17 protein-coding genes are annotated in these 18044 nt (G+C 66.6%); 7 read left to right on the top strand and 10 right to left on the bottom strand.

The window, feature by feature from the left end; all coding sequences use genetic code 11:
* Nucleotides 1–27: 27 nt before the first annotated feature.
* The 4 genes from ABZ815_RS01155 to ABZ815_RS01170 form a co-directional block, all read right to left on the bottom strand.
* On the bottom strand, nucleotides 28–159 hold the full coding sequence (locus ABZ815_RS01155) for a hypothetical protein (protein WP_357692626.1): 132 nt from the start codon (nucleotides 157–159) through the stop codon (nucleotides 28–30).
* Between the two features lie 594 nt (nucleotides 160–753).
* The gene (locus ABZ815_RS01160; RefSeq protein ID WP_357692628.1) at nucleotides 754–963 is read right to left on the bottom strand and encodes a DNA-binding protein; all 210 of its coding nucleotides are present in this window, start codon (nucleotides 961–963) and stop codon (nucleotides 754–756) included.
* A 5-nt stretch (nucleotides 964–968) separates the two neighbouring features.
* Nucleotides 969–1982 carry a site-specific DNA-methyltransferase gene (locus tag ABZ815_RS01165; RefSeq protein ID WP_357692630.1) on the bottom strand — a complete coding sequence of 338 codons (1014 nt, stop codon included), beginning with the start codon at nucleotides 1980–1982 and terminating at the stop codon, nucleotides 969–971.
* Complete coding sequence (locus tag ABZ815_RS01170; RefSeq protein WP_357692632.1) at nucleotides 1979–2452, bottom strand: XF1762 family protein; 474 nt, start codon at nucleotides 2450–2452, stop codon at nucleotides 1979–1981. The genes ABZ815_RS01165 and ABZ815_RS01170 overlap by 4 nt, the downstream gene beginning before the upstream one ends.
* Before the next feature lie 408 nt (nucleotides 2453–2860).
* Here ABZ815_RS01170 and ABZ815_RS01175 point away from each other — a divergent pair, with 408 nt between their 5' ends.
* From ABZ815_RS01175 to ABZ815_RS01205, 7 genes are all read left to right on the top strand, one after another.
* Nucleotides 2861–3940: a hypothetical protein gene (locus tag ABZ815_RS01175; protein WP_357692634.1), complete on the top strand. Its 1080-nt coding sequence runs from the start codon at nucleotides 2861–2863 to the stop codon at nucleotides 3938–3940.
* A 168-nt stretch (nucleotides 3941–4108) separates the two neighbouring features.
* On the top strand, nucleotides 4109–5458 hold the full coding sequence (locus ABZ815_RS01180) for a conjugal transfer protein TrbL family protein (RefSeq protein WP_357692636.1): 1350 nt from the start codon (nucleotides 4109–4111) through the stop codon (nucleotides 5456–5458).
* Nucleotides 5455–6381 (top strand): PrgI family protein, encoded by a 927-nt coding sequence (locus tag ABZ815_RS01185; protein WP_357692638.1) that lies wholly within the window; start codon nucleotides 5455–5457, stop codon nucleotides 6379–6381. Before ABZ815_RS01180 ends, ABZ815_RS01185 begins: the two co-directional genes overlap by 4 nt.
* Nucleotides 6378–8105, top strand: a complete 1728-nt coding sequence (locus tag ABZ815_RS01190) for a conjugal transfer protein TraC (RefSeq protein WP_357692640.1) — start codon at nucleotides 6378–6380, stop codon at nucleotides 8103–8105. The genes ABZ815_RS01185 and ABZ815_RS01190 overlap by 4 nt, the downstream gene beginning before the upstream one ends.
* On the top strand, nucleotides 8105–10435 hold the full coding sequence (locus ABZ815_RS01195; protein ID WP_357693537.1) for a type IV secretion system DNA-binding domain-containing protein: 2331 nt from the start codon (nucleotides 8105–8107) through the stop codon (nucleotides 10433–10435). Before ABZ815_RS01190 ends, ABZ815_RS01195 begins: the two co-directional genes overlap by 1 nt.
* Complete coding sequence (locus ABZ815_RS01200; protein WP_357692642.1) at nucleotides 10432–11265, top strand: replication-relaxation family protein; 834 nt, start codon at nucleotides 10432–10434, stop codon at nucleotides 11263–11265. The genes ABZ815_RS01195 and ABZ815_RS01200 overlap by 4 nt, the downstream gene beginning before the upstream one ends.
* Complete coding sequence (locus tag ABZ815_RS01205) at nucleotides 11262–11921, top strand: NlpC/P60 family protein (RefSeq protein ID WP_357692644.1); 660 nt, start codon at nucleotides 11262–11264, stop codon at nucleotides 11919–11921. Before ABZ815_RS01200 ends, ABZ815_RS01205 begins: the two co-directional genes overlap by 4 nt.
* 146 nt (nucleotides 11922–12067) lie before the next feature.
* Here ABZ815_RS01205 and ABZ815_RS01210 read toward each other — a convergent pair whose 3' ends face one another.
* The 6 genes from ABZ815_RS01210 to ABZ815_RS01235 form a co-directional block, all read right to left on the bottom strand.
* Nucleotides 12068–12553 (bottom strand): hypothetical protein, encoded by a 486-nt coding sequence (locus ABZ815_RS01210; protein WP_357692646.1) that lies wholly within the window; start codon nucleotides 12551–12553, stop codon nucleotides 12068–12070.
* A 155-nt stretch (nucleotides 12554–12708) separates the two neighbouring features.
* Entirely contained in the window at nucleotides 12709–13065 is a 357-nt protein-coding gene (locus tag ABZ815_RS01215; protein WP_357692648.1) for a hypothetical protein, read from the bottom strand.
* A gap of 334 nt (nucleotides 13066–13399) precedes the next feature.
* Complete coding sequence (locus ABZ815_RS01220) at nucleotides 13400–14422, bottom strand: DUF932 domain-containing protein (protein WP_357692650.1); 1023 nt, start codon at nucleotides 14420–14422, stop codon at nucleotides 13400–13402.
* A gap of 79 nt (nucleotides 14423–14501) precedes the next feature.
* Nucleotides 14502–15032, bottom strand: a complete 531-nt coding sequence (locus tag ABZ815_RS01225; protein ID WP_357692652.1) for a hypothetical protein — start codon at nucleotides 15030–15032, stop codon at nucleotides 14502–14504.
* A gap of 131 nt (nucleotides 15033–15163) precedes the next feature.
* Nucleotides 15164–16222 (bottom strand): DUF4192 domain-containing protein, encoded by a 1059-nt coding sequence (locus tag ABZ815_RS01230; protein WP_357692654.1) that lies wholly within the window; start codon nucleotides 16220–16222, stop codon nucleotides 15164–15166.
* 424 nt (nucleotides 16223–16646) lie between these two features.
* The gene (locus tag ABZ815_RS01235; RefSeq protein ID WP_357692656.1) at nucleotides 16647–17456 is read right to left on the bottom strand and encodes a hypothetical protein; all 810 of its coding nucleotides are present in this window, start codon (nucleotides 17454–17456) and stop codon (nucleotides 16647–16649) included.
* Between the last annotated feature and the right edge of the window lie 588 nt (nucleotides 17457–18044).

Consider the following 18044-nt stretch of genomic DNA (forward strand, 5'->3'; position numbering starts at 1 on the left):
TGTAGATCTTCATGGGTGGTGCGGATATTAGCCGAGGTGCGCAGCCGTTTCTCCGGAGATCAGGTCGATCATGGCTGCGAAGAGGTCGGCCTGGTGGATGAGGCCCTTGGTGAGCTCGTCGAGATCGCTGAAGGTGCCGGTCAGGCTGTATTGGATCACGGGGGTGCGGTAGTTGGGCCCTCCCCCCGCCTTCCCTGTGGAAGGAGCTCAGCAGGTCCTACGGAATAGGCCGAGACGAGAATTCCAGCTTGGCGCAACTGGCTGGCGTCCGCGAGGCCCGCAGTCTCAGCGCCTTCATGCGGAACACAACCCCGCGGCCCGCGCCGAGCTGATTCCGGGGCGTAGTTCGTCAGGAGTCGTTTGCTGATGGCCCTGCGCAGGAGCTCGTCTCGGGCGTGCCAGTTCCGCCAGATGGCATAGCAGCGGATCACGCTGCCCTGCGCCTTTGGATGGAGTGGTCGGTGCCGTCGAGGGCGAAGTGGCGCAGGGCTGCGAGCTGGGCCTCGATCCGGTTGAGTCAGGAAATGTGGTCGAGGTGAAGGCGATCTCGACGTTGTTAGCCCTGCCCGGTCGGCAACGCGGCGGCAGCATTTGGCGGTCAGGTGCGGGCAGTAGTTGTCGCAGATGATCGCGATGTGCTTGTCGGCGGGCGTGGAGGGAGCACAGTTTTCGGCGTTGCGGAAGCCGTGCTGCCCCGGCGAACCGCAGCTGCGGAGGCACGGCCATGTCTGTTGACATGACCGCGCCCAGAGCTCAACTCACGCTCTCGCCCGTGTCCATCCCGAGAACCTTCAGGAGATCGGCAGTGCAGACACGGTAGAGGTCGCCGATTCGAATGATGCGAACGGGGAAACCGCCATCACGGGCAAGTTGGTACGCCTTGGAACGGCCGATGCCGAGGGCATGGGCAGCGGTCATCAAGTTGACCGTGGGCGGCAGGTCCTGTAGGTCGCGAACTGTCATCGAGTTCATGAAATGCCTCCCGCTCCAGCCCCTCGGAGCCTCCCGACAGCAAGTCGGATGAACGGCTCGTTCAGTTCGATGCCGACGAAGTCTCGGCCGAGTTGTTGGGCAGCAATACCGGTCGTGCCGCTGCCCATGAACGGGTCCAGGACCTTGCCGCCAGGGCGGCAACCGGCGGCAATCGCCCGGAGCGGGATATCGATCGGGAAGGCAGCGAAGTGCGCTGCCCGTAGTGGGCGTGTGGGTATCGACCAGACGTCCCCAGGATTTCGGCCGCCGGGGTGGCAGGCGGCGTGCCGCTGGCCCGTTGGCCGCATTGCCGCCCCGTGGCGGGCGCCTGCCGCGTCCCTGCCGGTCATGCCGTACTTGCCACCAGGCGGCCAGGCAGTGGCAATGCTGTTCGGCCTGTGGCCGCCTGAGCGTGCCCTCCTGGTGAGCGGGCGGTCTCCGGTGTACGGCTCGCGGATCGGATCCAGGTCGAACCCGTAGTGCCGCTGTTTGACCAGAAGGAAGATCAGCTCGTACCGGTTGGACAGGCGGTCGCGGACGGACTGGGGCATGGCGTTCGGTTTGTGCCAGACGATGGCGTTGCGCAGGATCCAGCCGTCCCCCTGAAGGGCGAAGGCGACCCGCCACGGCATGCCGAGCAGGTTCTTCGGCGCCACCGACCAGCGGGCCTTGGGGCGTACGAGTGGCTGGCGCGGGTTGTAGTCCGCTCCGCGGGCGCAGCCGTCGGAGTTGGCGGCGTAGACGTCGCCGAGGTTGAGCCAGCAGGTGCCGTCGTCGGCCAGGACCCGGCGGGCCTCGGCGAGGGCGGAGCGCAGGGTCTCCACGTACGCCTCGGCTGTGGGTTCCTGGCCGTACTGGCCGTCGCAGTAGTGCCGTAGCCCCCAGTACGGCGGGCTGGTGACGATGCAGTCCACCGAACCCGTGGGCATCTCGGCCAGCACCTGGCGGGCGTCGCCATGGTAGATGGCCGCCTGGCCATCGCTCCAGTACGGCTCGCGCAGCGCGGTCATCGGCGGCCTCCCGCCGTGCCGGCCTCCCACACGATGCAGGAGGCATCGGCCGGTCCGATGGGGCGGAAGCCGGCGGCGCGCAGGCTGGTGTCCAGCCCGCTTGGGCCGGTGCGGGCGGTCAGCCGCCGGTAGCCTGCCGCGCGTGCTGCCCGTCGGGCGGCGCCCAGAAGGGCTGAGCAGGCGTTGGGCGTGCCGTCGGTGGACAGGCAGACGATCTCGGCCGTGGCCTCGTCGTCGCAGTGCCAGCCGCTGACGAACACGACGCCTACCAGGGTGCCGTTGCCGGTCTGAACCCCGAGGACGATCTCGGCCTCGGCCGGTGGAGCGAGGTGACGGTGAGTCCAGGCGGCGAATGCCCGCGCGGTCTGAATGGCGACCTGAGAAATCGCCAGGCGCTGGTTTCGCCGCCGAGACGGCTTCGTCAGGCAGCCGTTTTCCGTATTGGCACAGACCTCATTGAAGTTCTCCATTGCTGTTGTCGGGACACGTTTCCGGATGCATGCCGCACAAGGCACTGGGATGAGCCCTGAACGGCAGGTGACCAGGCAAGCAGCAAGCTCAGAACCCGCTCAGAAGCCGATCGCAAAGCTCCGCAAGACCGGCGTGCCGGAACCGGAGGCCAGTCAGAGAGCGTGAGGTTCTGACGAATTTCTGAGCCGATTCCCAACTCATTTCTCAGCCGCTTCTGAGCAGGTGCGTAGACCGGTTTCGAGACCACAGAGATTCTTCTCGACCCGGAGCACGACATGACCGCGCCTCGCCTCGCCGAATCGCCCTTGGACACCGCCGAGACCTCGTTCCGACTGCTGACCACCGGCCCAGGGAGCCTGTCCCTGAATTGCGCCGCCCTCGCACCCGGCCTGCCCCGAGGACCGGTCGTGCTGCCGAAGCTGCGCGAGCTGCTGACCAGCTGTGAGATCACCGATGACGCCCGCGATGCCGTCTGGCGGGAACTGGTCATACGAGCTCGCGGATCAGGCCCGTCCTGGACGGTCGCGGCGGTCGGCATGGCGATGCCCGCACTCCGCCGGATCGCCCTCACGCTGACCCGCGACCTGCCCTGTGGAGATCCCATCGATATCGACAGCGCGATCCTGGCGGGCTTCCTGCGGGGCGTGCACCGCGTGGACACACAGCTGCGGGCCATCCGTCCACGCCTGTGCGAAGCGGCACGCTACTCGGGGGAGAGAGCCCGCCGCTACCTTATCGGCAGAGGCCCGACGGGTGAGTCACCACCGGTGTCGCGCTCCTGGCACCATCCTGAGCTGGCGCTGATCGACGCGATCGCCGACGGCGTGCTCAGCGAGTACGAAGCCGACCTCATCATCCTGACCCAGCTGGAGCGCGCTCCCCTGCGCCCAGCCCTGGAGCAGGCCAGTTCCCCCACTCTTGATCCCCCAACCGCTTCCCCATCCCAAGAGGAAGCGCCCATAGTTTCCGCGCGGAGCCAGGCACCCCCGGATGCCGACAAGACAACCGACAGCAAAGGAGGCAGGGACACTGATCCTGGTTCCGCGCGGATCTCCCCCAACCACCCGTCCGTTGCCGGCCACCCGTCCGTTGCCGGCCGCGCCAAGCGGCGGCACACACCGCGGCAACCCCGGCACAGGAAGCGCCACCCGTGTGGCATTGCCGCGTCGCTCGTGGCCGCGGCGGCAATCGCCGCACTGCTCGTTGCCGTGGTGGCAACCAAGGCTCTGGCCACAGTCCTGGCGGCAGACGCTCCCGCGAATCTGAACGCGGTTTTCACCAACCTGCGGAACTGGCTGATCGGGCTGCTGGCCACCCTGGCCACGCTCATGCTGACCGTCGGCGGCCTCCGCTACCTCATCGCGGGCGGCGACCCCGGAGAGGTCCAGAAGGCCAAGACAGCGCTCAAGGCCGCGGCCTTCGGCTACGCACTCGCCATCCTGGCGCCGCTGCTTGTGAGCGTCCTCAAGCGAATCGTGGGCGGGTGAACCCCGATGCCGCACCCTGTCTTGCCGCACTCGACCACCGTCGTTGCCGTTCGAAGAGGTGTCACGCGGCTGGCCGTTGCCGCTGCCGTCACTGCCGTCTGTATTGCCACGACGACTGCCGCAGCTGCCGCGGCGTCGCCTTCACCCGAACCATCCCCATCGCCGTCAATGGAGGTCGCGCCGCTCGAACCTCCCGGACTCGGGTCCACCATCGGCGACTGGGTCATGGGATGGATCAACTCGTGGTTCGCCCAACTGGTGGGACTGGCCATCGAATCCACCTTGAAGGTCCTGTCGATGACGCTCCTGTCCACCCCGGACGTGACCGGCAACGGCAGGGTCTTCGACCTGTGGAAGGCAAGCGCTCTGATCGCCAACAGCGCGTTCGTGCTGCTGGCCACCATCGGCGCGATCGCGGCGATGGTGCACGAGACGGTCCAGACCCGGTACGCGATCAAAGAGGTGCTGCCGCGCCTCCTGATAGCCGTCCTGGCCACCAACACGAGCTTCACCATCTGCGGCAAGATCATCGAGCTGGTCAACGCGCTGTCGCAGGCGCTGCTTGGGCAGAACGTCGACGGCCAGCGCGTGTTGACGACGCTGCGATTCATGATCTTGCCTCCGACGCAGACGCAGAGCTTCTACATCCTGCTCACGCTGGTCGCGGTCATCCTGCTGGTCCTGCTGCTGATCACCTTCGTGATGCGCTCAGCCCTGGTGTTGTTGCTGGTCGTGGCCGCGCCGCTGGCCCTGGCCTGCCTGGCACTTCCCCACACCGATGGATTGGCCCGGTTCTGGTGGCGTGCCTTCACCGGGCTGTTGATCGTACAAGTGGCTCAGTCGCTCACCCTGGTGATGGCGGTACGGATCTTCCTCAACCAGGACGGGCGGCTGCTGCTCGGGCTCGTACCATCCGGTCAGCTCATCAACCTGGTCCTCAGCCTCTGCATGCTGATCATTTTGGTTCGCATTCCCCGCTGGGTCTCACGCCGGATCTTCGCCCAGACGGCGGGACGTGGCTCGACGATCACCCGGATCGTCAAGTACGCCCTGCTCCACAAGCTCACCTCACCCGTGCTGGGCGCCCTGCACCTGGGCAGGGGCGTCGCTCGCCGCCGAGCTGTCACCAGTGTGCCGACGGCCCACAGGGTCCAGGGCCGGGCGCTGCCCCCACGACGTCCACCCGGCTCAGGAGGTCCCGCCGGTTCGGGCGGCCCGCATTCGCCCATCAGACCGACGCCCCACCGCGGACCAAGCCAGGGGACCGGTGCGCATCAGCCGAACCCGGTCTCGACCGGCCAGTCTTCGGTCCCCGGCCTGCGCATGACCCACCTTCAGCCGCGCCCCGGGACCAATCCCGGCCAAGCACCCCTCCGCCACAACCGGCCTGGTCGCCCTCCGGTTCCACCTGCGATCTTCCTGCCGCCTGTCTATCCCGGCAGCGTCGTGAGCGACACATCACTGCGGCGTACTCCGCCCTCTGCCCGCCCGAACGATGCGGGAGGTGTACGCAGATGAGCTGGTCGGTACGGATCCCCGCTGATGTGGAGCAGGACGACCACGTCGTAGGTCGCTTCACCGCACGTCAGATGGCCATCCTCGGCACTACCGCCACACTGCTGTACGTCGCATACCTGACCATCGGTGAGCACATCGATTTGCTGGTGTTCGCCACCGGGGCTCTGCCGGTCGCAGTCGCCGGTTTGCTGTTGGCGGTCGGCCGGCGCGAGGGTATCTCGCTGGACCGGTACCTGCTCACCGTGGTGCGCCACATGGTTTCACCCAAGGCCCTGTCCTCCTTGCCCGAGCAACCGCCTGCGGCTCCAGAGTGGGTGGCCTCACGCTCCGATACCCGCCCAGCACCACTTCGGATGCCCGCTCGCGGGGTGACCGGTGACGGGCTGATCGACCTGGGTCCGGATGGCGTCGCCGCGGTGGCGGAGGTGTCCACGGTCAGTTTCGCCCTGCGTACGCCCGAGGAGCAGGACGCGCTCGTGGCAACCTTCGGGCGGTGGCTCAACTCGCTGTCTGGCCCAACACAGATCTTGCTGCGCGCCCAGCGTGTGGACCTCGCTCCGGCGATCAACCACCTGATGGAGAGTGCCAACGCTCTGGCCCATCCAGCCTTGGCGGCGGCAGCCCACGAGCATGCCACGTTCCTGGCGGATCTGTCCGCCAGTCATGACCTGCTGCGCCGCCAGGTCGTGCTGATCGTCCGCGAGCCCGCCAACGGCGGAGTGGATGCGGCGGCAGCGCGGGCGCTGCGCCGGGTGGAGGAGGCCGCCCGACTCCTGCCGGCGTGCGGCGTGACGGTCCGGCTCCTGAACGCCGAGGCTACCAACGCTGTGCTCGCGTCCTGCTTCGACCCGGCCGCGCCTCCCCTGGCCGCCGATCGACTCGCCGGCTCGGGCGAGGTCATCACGAGGACGGAGGATCGGTGAAGCTCCCACGTAGACGCACAAAGTCCGCTCGGGGCAGGTTCGGGCCGGACGCGATCCTGGTCCGGTCGTCCCATCTGAGGGTTGGCGACGGGCTGTGCGCGACGCTGGCCGTCAGCGGCTATCCGCGCGAGGTCACCCCCGGTTGGCTGGAACCACTGCTGACGTATCCCGGCCGCCTGGACGTGTCGCTCCACGTGGCCCCGGTTCCCTCCATGGTGGCTGCCGATCGGCTGCGCAGGCAGCTGGCCCGGCTGGAGTCCGGACTGCGCAGTGACCAGCAGCACGGGCGGCTCCTCGATCCGAGCGCCGAAGTGGCTGCCGAGGATGCCCAGGAGCTCGCGTCCCGCATCGCCCGCGGGCAGGCCCGGCTGTTCCGCGTCTCGATCTATCTGACCGTTCACGCGGCCACTCAGGGCGAGCTGGAGGATGCATGTGGGCAGGTTCGCGCGCTGGCCGCATCCCTCCTCCTGGACGCCCGTCAGGTCACCTTTCGACAGCTGCAGGGCTGGGTGTCCTCGCTTCCGGTGGCATTCGACAACCTTAACGCTGCTCGTACTTTCGACACCCCGGCCCTGGCCGCCGCCTTCCCCTTCACCAGCCCGGACCTGACCGCCCCGACGGGGCCGACCGCAGTCCTGTACGGGGCGAACGCGGCCAGCGCTTCCCTGGTGACGTGGGACCGGTTCGCCCAGCCCAACCACAACTCGGTGATCATCGCCAGCAGCGGGGCCGGTAAGTCGTACCTGGCCAAGCTGGAGGCGCTGCGCTCGTTGTACACCGGGGTCGAGGTCGCGGTCATCGACCCCGAGGACGAGTACGCCCGGCTGTGCGAGGCGGTCGGCGGCGCCTACCTCCACCTGGGCGCGTCGGACGTCCGGCTCAACCCCTTCGACCTGCCCGCCGACGGGCAGGACGCGCTGACCCGCAGGGTGCTCTTCCTCCACACGCTGATCGCGGTCATGCTCGGCGAACCGCTGGACAAGACGGCCAAGGCCGCACTCGATCGGGCCATCCTCGCCACGTACAAGCAGGCAGGGATCACCTTCGATCCGGACACTTGGGACCGGCCTCCGCCTTTGATGCGGGATCTGGTGACCGAACTTACCGAATGCGCCTCTGAGTTGGCCGCCGGGCTGGCTCCGTACGTGACCGGCAGCCATCGCAGGCTCTTTGACGGCCCGACGACCACGCGGCCGGACTCCCACCTGATCGTGTTCTCCCTGCGAGACCTGCCCGAGGAACTGAAGGCCGTCGGCACGCTGCTCACCTTGGACGCCGTCTGGCGCCGCGTGACCAACCCCGCTGAGCGGCGGCCCCGTCTGATCGTGGTGGATGAGGCCTGGCTCCTGATGAAGGACCCCGACGGCGCGAAGTTCCTCCTGAGGATGGCGAAATCGGCCCGGAAGCACTGGGCGGGACTTTCGGTCATCACCCAGGACGCCGCCGACCTGCTCGGCTCCGACCTCGGACAGGCGATCGTCGCCAACTCCACCACCCAGATCCTGCTGCGCCAGGCGCCCCAGGCCATTGACGCGGTCGCCGAGGCGTTCCGCCTGTCCGACGGCGAACGCCAGGTCCTACTGACCGCCGACAGAGGTTTCGGGCTCCTGACCGCCGATTCCGGGGCTGCCCGTGTGGCCTTTCAGGTGCTGGCCAGCGAACAGGAGGACCGTCTCGTGACCACGTCCCCCGAGGAGCTCGCCCAGTACGAGGAGGATCTGTGATGCCTTACGACCCAGAAGCCCTGTTGGTGTGGCTCAACGGGCACTGCTGGCACATCGCGGTCTCGGGTTCGACTGTCGCGCTGGTGACGTGCTTGGGCCGGTTCCTGCTAACCCGGCTGCGCCACCGTGTGGCGAACAAGGGAGCGCGCTGTCTGGAGATCCTGGCTCCACCGGTTGCGGACCTGTCCGGAGCCAGTGTCCTGTGGGGCAACCTGCTCGGGCTGCTATGCCCTGCGTGGAAGCGCGCCCTGTTCGGGCAACCGCACCTGACGTTCGAGTACCTCTTCGGTGCCGGTGGCGTCCGGATCCGCATGTGGGTTCCCGGCTCCGTACCCCAGCACCTCGTGGACCATGCGATCGAAGCCGCGTGGCCCTCCGCCCGCGCCACCGTCATCGAAGCCGGTCCTCCGCTGCCGCTGAACGGCAGGGCCACAGGCGGCCGACTGCTGATCGCCCGCCAGGAGCGGCTGCCGATCAGGAGCGACCACGACCAGGATCCCCTCCGAGCCCTGCTCGGCACCGGGGTAGGAATGCCCGCCTGGCAACACGCCGCAGTACAGATCCTGGCCCGTCCTGCCACCGGACGCCGTCTCTCCCGCTCAGGGAACCCGGTCCCACTGCTGCGCGCCGCTCTCGATCTCGCCACGTCGGATCATCCGCGTCAGCACCGGGAAATGGATCATGCACTACGGCTGGAGCAGTATGCCGAGGCCCGCGCGATTCGGGACAAAGCCCTCCAGCCGCGCTACGAAGTGGCCATCCGCTATGCCGTCCAGGCAGAGGACAGCGGTGAGGTCAGACTGCGCCGCCGTGCCATTCGGGGTCGGGCACACGCGGTGGCCGCCGCGTTCGCCCTGTACTCCGGGCACAACCGGCTGGAGCGGCGTCGGTTGCTCCGCCCAGCGCAGGTGCTGGCCTCCCGCCGTCTTGGGCGCGGCTTCCTGCTCTCCATTCCAGAACTTGCCGCGCTCGCGCACCTGCCGACCGATCCCGCCGTTCCAGGTCTGCAGCGGGCCGGAGCGAACACGGTCGCTCCCACGCCGCAGGTCGCCCAGCAGGGCAAGGTCCTCGGTACGGCGGACGCCGGCCACCAGCGGCCGGTTGCGCTGCGCGTACCCGACTCCTGCCACCACGTGCACGTCCTCGGCCCGAACGGTACCGGAAAGAGCACATTGCTCGCCCAGATGATCCTGTCCGACATCCGGGCCGGGCGCGGGGTCGCCGTCATCGACGCCAAGGGCGACCTCGTCGCCGACCTGCTTGGCCTCGTCCCCGAGACCGCCGGGCAGCGCATCGCGCTCATCGACCCCGACGACCCTCATTCACGACCCGCGCTCAATGTCCTGAACGGTCCGAACCCGGACACCCTGGTGGACAACCTGGTCGGCATCTTCCACAAGATCTACGCCGACTCGTGGGGGCCACGCAGCGACGACATCATGCGGGGCTGCGCTCTCACGTTGTCCCGCAGCGGCGGAACCCTCGCCGACATCCCCTCCCTGCTCACCGACGCCCACTACCGCCACCAGCTCACCGAGCGCCTCAACGATCCCTTCCTGGCCGGCTTCTGGACCTGGTACGAACGCCTGTCAGAGCAGGCCCAATCCCACGTCACCGCGCCCATCATGAACAAACTCCGCGCGCTCCTGCTCCGCCCGTTCGTCCGCGACGTCCTCGGCTCGGCTCAATCCACGTTCGACATCAGCGACGTCCTGGACGGCAAGATCCTGCTCGCTCGCCTTCCCAAGGGTGTGCTCGGCGACGACACCGTCCGCCTGCTCGGTTCGCTTCTGCTCGCTCAGGTATGGCAGGCCGCCTCTCACCGCGCCCGACTCGGCCGCAGCCGCGCCCCTTCCGCCCTGTACGTCGATGAAACGCAGAATTTCCTCAACCTCCCCCGTGCCCTGTCCGAAATGCTCGCCGAAGCCCGCGCCTACGGCCTGTCGATCGTGCTCGCCCACCAGCACCTCGCCCAGCTGCCCCGCGACCTCGCCCAGGCCATCAGCTCGGACGCCCGCAACAAGATCTACTTCACGCTCTCCCCTGAAGACGCCCGCGACACCGAACACCACTTCAGCCCTTACCTCACGCGCCACGACCTGGCCAATCTGGGCGCCTACCAGGCCGCCGCCCGCCTCATCGTCCGTTCCGGTGAGACTCCGCCCTTCACCCTGCGCACCCGCCCCCTCTCCACCCCGGACCTCGACCTCGCACAACGCATCCGGGCAGCCGCCGCCCAAGCCCACGGCCGTACCCCGGTCCGTCCCAAAGCCCTGCCGCACGACGACCCGCGGCAACAACCCAACGCCGAAGGAGACGTTCACCCATGAACGAGCACTACACGCCCGCCGTCATGGCCTCGCTCGCCACTCAACTCACCAGCCGCGACCGGCGCCTGCTCCGCCTCGTCTGGACCCACAAGGTCCTGACCAGCCACCAGATCACCCGCATCGCCTTCCACGACCCGACCACGGCCCGTCATCGCCTGGTCAAGCTGCATCACATCGGCGTCCTGAACCGCTTCCGCCCCAAACCACCGACCGGTTCCGCCCCCTGGCACTACGTGCTCGGCGAACCCGGGGCTGCCGTGCTGGCCGCCGAAGACGACACCGATCTGGCCGAGTTCGGCTACCGCCGCGACCGTGTCCTCTCCATCGCCTACAGCCAGCGACTTGCCCACACCGTCGGCACCAACGATGTCTTCGCCTACCTGTCCGGCGCTGCCCGCCAGACCAGCGGATGCCAGTTGCACGCCTGGTGGCCAGAAGGGCTCTGCGCCACCCAGTGGGGCACGCACGTCCGCCCCGACGCCTACGGCCGATGGACCGAGAGCGGCCGAACGGTGGACTTCTTCCTTGAATACGACACCGGCACGGAGACCATCGGCCGAGTGGCGGCCAAACTGGACGGCTACGCCGCCCTCACGGCCGCTACCGGCATCACCACGCCCGTTCTGTTCCTGACCAGCTCTCCGCGCAGAGAAAGCACTCTGCAGGACCGCCTCCGACTGCGCGCCATCCAGACATCGGTGCCGTGCGCAACTGCCGTCATCGGCCCCGGCCCACATGGCCCCGTCTGGCTCCCTCATGACCGCCGAAGCGAACGGCTACGGCTGGCCGAGCTCGCGGGTCACTGGCCCCAGCCGGAGGCTCCCTGTTGATCGCGGAAACCGGACTGGCCTCGATCTTCGCCGCAGCCGCTGGCTTGATGGGCGCCGTTGTCCTCCTCACCGTACTCGCCGGAGGCGCCCGCCTCACGGCCACAACGACCGCCACAACCTGCGACGACACCAGCCCACCCGAACCCCTCTCAGCGGAACCATGTGGACAGTTCCCCGACGTGATGCCTACTGAGGGGCTCGCAGAACGCGGGGTGATCGCCGTGTTGGCCGCGCTGCACATGCGTGGCGTCCCGTACTCCTGGGGCGGCGGCAACGCCAACGGGCCCGGCTTCGGCATTGACCAGGGCGCGCATACCCGCGGGTTCGACTGCTCCGGCCTGGCCGAATACGCGTGGGCAAAGGCCGGAGCCCGGATCGGCGGAGAGACCTCCACCCAATGGGACGCGGGCGTCCGCGTCCCCAGAAGCCAGGTCCGCCCAGGAGATCTGATCTTCTTCGCAACCGCCCCCGCCCGGCCGGCGACCATTCACCATGTCGGCATCGCAATCGACACGACCCGCATGGTGCACGCCCCCTCCACCGGCAGCACTGTACGCATCGATACCTGGGCGGGCGATCCCTACCGAGAACATGAATTCATCGGCATCATCCGACCCGCCACCACCCACACAACCGCAAGCCGTACGACACCGTAGACACGAAGACGAGGACACCTCTCCGCCCTCCCGCCGACATCCTGGCGGCCCCCACGAGCAGGCAGTAAGCTCGCGTCGACTGGCCTCTATCTGCCTTTGTTCACAGATGTGAAGTCGGTCAAGGGCCGGCTCCTCAGAGTCGGCCCTTACTCTTCGGCCAGGAATCGCTGTAGCAGAGCGAAGCCGGGCATGCTCTCCGCTGGCCGGATGCCGACGTCAAAGATTTCTGGGTCTTCGAACACGGGCTCTTGGTTCGGTCGACGCACGTACGCCACTCGTCCGTAATCGACACCGTCTTCTCTGTCGAAGCTCATCCAAGTGATGGCCTCTTGCTCCCCCTCTCGCAGAGGGTGGTTGGAGACGGCCCGGACGGCGATCGTGCTCGGCGGCTTGAACAACCACACTTGCGGAACGGCCAGCACCCACCGAACGGCGCCGATCTCCAGGGCCTTCTCCGCCGCCCTGTTCTCGATCTCCTCCGCCGTTTCGACGTCGCGTAGGTAGTCGTAGTAGTTCAGGGCAAGCTTGTCTCTGCCCTCCAAGAGGACGATGGCTGGACACGCCCAGGCGATGATGTTCTTCTCCATGCGCTCCACCGCGTCGAACAGCAGATGCGCCGTCGCCTCGTTCATGTCGTCTCCACCCCAGCTTGTTCGCAGCATCAGTCAGGGTTTCAGAAACGGCCGGACGCGGGATCAGAACTTGCGAAGCTTTCCGCAGTAGCACCGAGCCGGATGCTGACTGGCATGGATGCCCTGTGGCCGGGACAGTCGACCTGTGGGCGCCGTCACCGCTCCAGGTGGTCGGGTCTGATGGTGGTGCTTGTGGCGTGGAGGACCACATCGCGCACATGAAGAAGATCCACGTAGCAACGGGCGCACCGGATCAGCCGTGTCCGGTGCCCTGACCAGCGGTTGACATGGGTTGCGTCCGTCCACAGATGGGTGTCCCGCAGACATCCCATGCATGTGATCACGTCGGCGCCGGTCGGCATCGGAGCCAGCCAACGCGTGATCGCGTACTCGCGTTCTGCGTCTGGATCAGCCGCTGAAACCAGCGTCGCCGTGTCATCCCGAACTTCTCCGATCGCCGCGATGCGCATCACGCGGCCACCACCGGCAACGGTCAGATCTCCGACCGTCATGCTCGTCCTCCTTGATCTGGGTTGGGCGTAGGTACCTGCAGACGCACGGCAGCTCAAGCTGCGGACTTACAGCGAGACGACCTACACCGATGCCTGACATGCCTGTTCAGCAACTCGGACTTTGCAGTCGGCCAGAAACCCGCTCTGCCAGGCGCGCAGCGCGCGCTGTTCTGTGCTCCTGCGTCGTCTCTCACGAGGGCGCGGACGGCGCTGCCAGGCATGCCGGACACCAGGCGGGCGGAGGCTCCTTGCAAGGGGGTACGTCCACAACACGGTCTCTCCCTTCGGGCGGCTCCCGGCCGAACCGGGAGCCGCACCACATCATCAGCAGGTTTCAGCCAGACATGGCGAGTGAGCGGTCCAGCACCTTGGAGAGGGTGCTCAGGGTGTCGCGGTCGAGTTCGTCGATGCCACCGGTGACCGCGCGCAGCGCGTTACGCTCAGCCCGGTCGGCGCCGCGTACCTGCTGCTCGTGGTGGATGTAGGTGTTGACCGCCTGGACCACACCCCAGGCCGTCCCCTTCCAGGGCGACACTCGCAGGTCGTGGTTCCAGAGTCTGGTCAGTGTGTCGCGCTTGTTCTCGGCCATGGTCCGGCTGCGGCCTGGCTGGTTGGGCATCGGAAGGTGTGCGTCCAGGAAGGCGTTCCACTGCCATCGGCTGACCGGGGTCCGGCACAGGTCTCCGACGGCCCGCGAGAATTCGTCGGCCAGGGTGTAGACGATGTTCAGCGCCTCGCGTGCCTCGGTGAGCCGGAACTTCGAGTGACGCGAATGCTTGATCTTGACCTGCTGACCGCGTTCAGCGAGCCCGGCGGCCATCGTGTTGTCGCACACGATGTTGGTCACCGCCCGCTTGAAGGTGGTGGCCAGGGATCCGTCGAAAGAGGTGGCCCCGAACAGATGGGGGCGGAACTCCACCCCTTCAGGCGTGTGGATGTTGTCGGGAACCTCGACCGACACCCAGGCGACCGCGCCGCCCTTCAGCAGACCGGCCGATCCGATCGAGAGATCGGAGTCCAGGAGCCGGGAGATATTGCCGACCAGCCATTCCACGTACGGGTGTGGTTCGTAGCCGTCGGAGAAGATCCCCATGACGTGGCCGTTGTCGCTGCGCAGGATCGCCTGCCGTCCGGGAACCTGGGCGAGCCCTCCACGCGGGTCCTCCGCGTAAACCGGACTGGAGAGCGCCTGCCAGCCGAACAGGCGTCGCTTGACATCACCGACTGGGATCGGGCCTGGGTAATGGTTCGGCTCTTCTCCCTGCATGCTGGCCCTGTGGTGCCAGGCGGTACCGCGTTTGTCGGTGTGGCCGATCAGCGTGTTCGCATTCAACCACTCCAGGGACTCACGGGACATGATGCGCTTCCTCTCTTCCGGCGGTGCTGATGGGAAAGGCACCGGCCGGAGCCGGTGCCCGTCGGCGCGTCTGGCACGCTCACGTGGAGCGCTGGCTGACCGCGTACGCGACTCGTTCGGCGAGTTCACGGTCCGCGTTTCGGATCTCGATGCTGGTGGCGTGGTCGCGAACCTCGAAGACCCCGTACGTGCAGCCGTGTCGCCAACGGATGACGGCTTCCTGTTCAGCTGCGGTGACGGTGTTGCCAGGCAGGAGAGTCGCCAGGGTTGCCACCAGGTCGGTTCGCTCGGTGTGCAGGGCCGCTCTGGCATGGTGCTGCTTGAGGTCGCGCAGGTACTTCGGCAGGAGTCGGCGGGCGATCTTCCTGGCGATGTGTTTCGGCCCTCGCCTGATGGCCACCGTGATGGAGCGGCCTCGCAGATCGGGAGAATCCATGGGGTAGAGCCCCGTCACGACGATCCACTCTGTTCGTCCCATCAGCAAATGCACAGCCAGGCGTGCGCCGTCAGGTCCCATCAAGTACGGCGTCCCCCAAAGGGTCTCCGGGGCGAATCCGTCCAGGTGCCTGGCAATCAGGGGTACCAGGTCGTTCACGTTGAGGTTGTCCATCGAAACCCTCTCGCTTCGGTGCATGGTGGACAGCAGTCATTGATCGCCCGCTGCGCCCCTCCCAGGACGCAGCGGGCGGCGTGATTCGGCGTGCGGGGTCGGCAAGCTGGTTCAGCCCGCCGGTGGGGAGGTCACCAGCCCTCGGGAAGCTGCGGCCAGGTAGTCGAAGGGCACTCCCGTACCTGCTTGGTGATCTCGTCAGCCAGCTCGTTCCAGTCGCGAGCGAGCACCTCAGACGGCGACAGCCCCACCATGAGCCCCTCGATGAGCAGAAGCGCGAGACTGTAACGAGGGTTGACCGACAGGGCCCGTTCAAGCGCAATGCTCGCCAGCGGCCCACATCCCTGACACATCGCGGTGAAGGCCAGCAGAGTCGCGGGACCCGCTGTGAACGCGACTGGAACCTTGCGTGTGACCTCGGTCCACAAGCGCACGTGCGTCTCGATGTCGTACTGCTGCACGTAGGTCATGGCCATGTCGCGGACGGGCTTCGCGGTCAGGCACACGCCGAGCCAGGCCACTGCCTCAGAATCGAGATCATCCCCGGCCTGGACGCGATCCAGCGCAGCGACGACTCGCTCAACGCCTTCCGCGAACCACTCACCGCCCGCCTTGCTTGCCTCCTTTGCCTGAGAGCACACCTTCCGCGTGACACTCTCTGCACGGTGCTGATCGAACCCCTGAGGCGGATCCAGGCTTGCAACCAGGGCCGCCCGGTCAGAGAACGCGTGTCTCCCGGCCACCACGGCCGCAGCGGCGGGCGCGCTACAGGACAGGTCCACCGGCACCCCATCCGGAGGACAGCACGCGACATCCCCGCAGATATAAGACCAATAGCGCCCGTCATCAACGCGGATCGCCTCAGCGAGGACGATCCCAGCACCACGAACGGCTGCCATGGCCGCGTCCATCATCGGCGTGACGTTGGAGCCCGGCCCGTAGCCGATGAGCAGCGTTTCGCGGATGTGATTGCCCTCCAGCACCTTGACCAGATATTCCGTCCGCTCCGCCATCTCGTCCGGGTCCTGTGTTAGATCCAGTCGCACGACACCCTTCAATTTCTCGTCGTCGACCACCACCGCCACCAGACTCTTGGAGGGGTGGAACCCGAGCAGGTAGGGCACTATGGCGACGACATCGGCCAGTTTTCTGATCGTGATTGCGTGGGTGAGGTCGGATGCAGCGCTCATGAAACCTCCAAGGCATGGGAAAGCCCCCAGCCGATGACCGGGTGAATGAGACGGATTCAGCACCGCGCTACGCAGGAACCTGCTGCACGGGATTGCCGAGTGCATTACACACTGCGCCAATTGCTAGCGCCGCGACGTTGCAACCTCGCGAAGTTGCTCTCACTTAAATACGGTGAGCGAATCAGCCCAACCGTCCGTGGTCGGAGATTTCCTTTCACGAGAATCTGGAGAGCGAAGCAACGTCGCTCACGCTAGGCTCATGGCAGCAAATTTCGCCCCCATCTAAATACGGCCACGCCATCAGTCCAACCGTCCACACCGACGACTTTTCTTCAAATATCTCCTTCCCGGCCGTTCGTCGCACCGAAACACATAGGAAAAGGGCCCCAGAGAAACTCTGAGGCCCTTTTCCTTGTCCCTTCGGCTACTCCTCCGAGGACCCGCCGTCGTACACGAGGGTGCCCCTGGCGTCGTCTATGCGCTCGGACAGCTCGCTCCACTCCACGCGAGCCGCGTCACGCGTCCGGATCACGGCCCGCCGGGAACCGTACGCACCGCCGTACCGCTTCTGAGCGACCTTGCTCAGAATCCCCGCCCGCCCCAGATCGTCAGCATGTGCCGCGATCTCCATCACGTCCCGAAGGACCGGGAAGTCCTGACCGTCTCCGAACGCCTGCTGGAAGACGGCCGCACTGTTCTGAGCGGAACAGAAAGCCGTCGCCGCCCTCGTGACGTTCTCCGCGCGCGGCACCGGCCGCACGAGCTGAGCACCAGGCGTGGCGTCGAGCTCGCTCGCGGGAACATCCATCCGGTAGCCGTTCCGCGCGGCCGCGTCCCGAACCGCCCACCTGTGTAGCGTCGTACGCGAGATCGTCATCTCGCCCCCATCGCGCCGAACGTAGACCCATGCGAGAGCCTCCGCCGTGCTCTCAGGAGCCTCAGAGCACGAAGCGGAGATGTCCCTGAGCCGCTGAGCGAAGAGAAGAACCGCATCTTGAGTGACGTCATCCGAAACGTCGTCGGTGCCATGCGGCGCGTGCCCCTGCTTGACGATCGTGGCGCTTCCATCCATTCGCTTCCGGGATCGCGTGGCGTCCACCGTGCGGCAGTAGCCGCGCGCCAGCCGTCCAATCTCCGCCCAATCCTCCGGCGCGACCCGCGCCATGTCTTCCGGCGTGAGATTCTCGCCAGGAACGTTGGCGGGAACGCTCTTACCAGGAGCCGCATGCGACATGATCTACCTCCGTTTTCTGCGACACATTTCGCATCGCGCTGCCTTTGTTCGATTCAATTACATCCCGAAACGGAGTCCAGATCAACGACATTCAGCGAGTCTTTACCAATACCCTTGAGGCGAAATTGCGACAGGCTCAAATCATCGAGAGCCAGGGGAAACGAAAAAGAGTCATCCATTTATAGCCCCAAAAAGGCGGGAAAGGTGAATCAGAAAAACAATATTAGTGGAGGAGCGCTTTGAACTCAGAGCGCCGAGATCCCGCCACCTCTTCTAAATGTTGACGTCCGCCAGCACAGTCGGGGCGACGACTGGCCGCCCCTCATTCCGCACCGACCTGGGGTTATGCCGCAACCCCGGTCGGCCGCACTAAAGCGGCCCCCCATCGGCCTACGACCGGTCATTCGGCTGGCCAAGCCTGGACCAGGGCTGAAGCGTTCTCGGCCGGCGAGACGCGCGAGCAAGAACTCCTAACAGGATGATCTCTCAGCGCGTCGCGTCGCGACGGTACGGTGTGCCGGTGGGAGACACCTACGAACTCGTGCTGTCTGTGGACATTCGCGCTGACGTTACCGACGACGAGCTTGC

It is taken from the genome of Nonomuraea sp. NPDC047529 (assembly GCF_040642995.1).
GTDB lineage: Bacteria > Actinomycetota > Actinomycetes > Streptosporangiales > Streptosporangiaceae > Nonomuraea.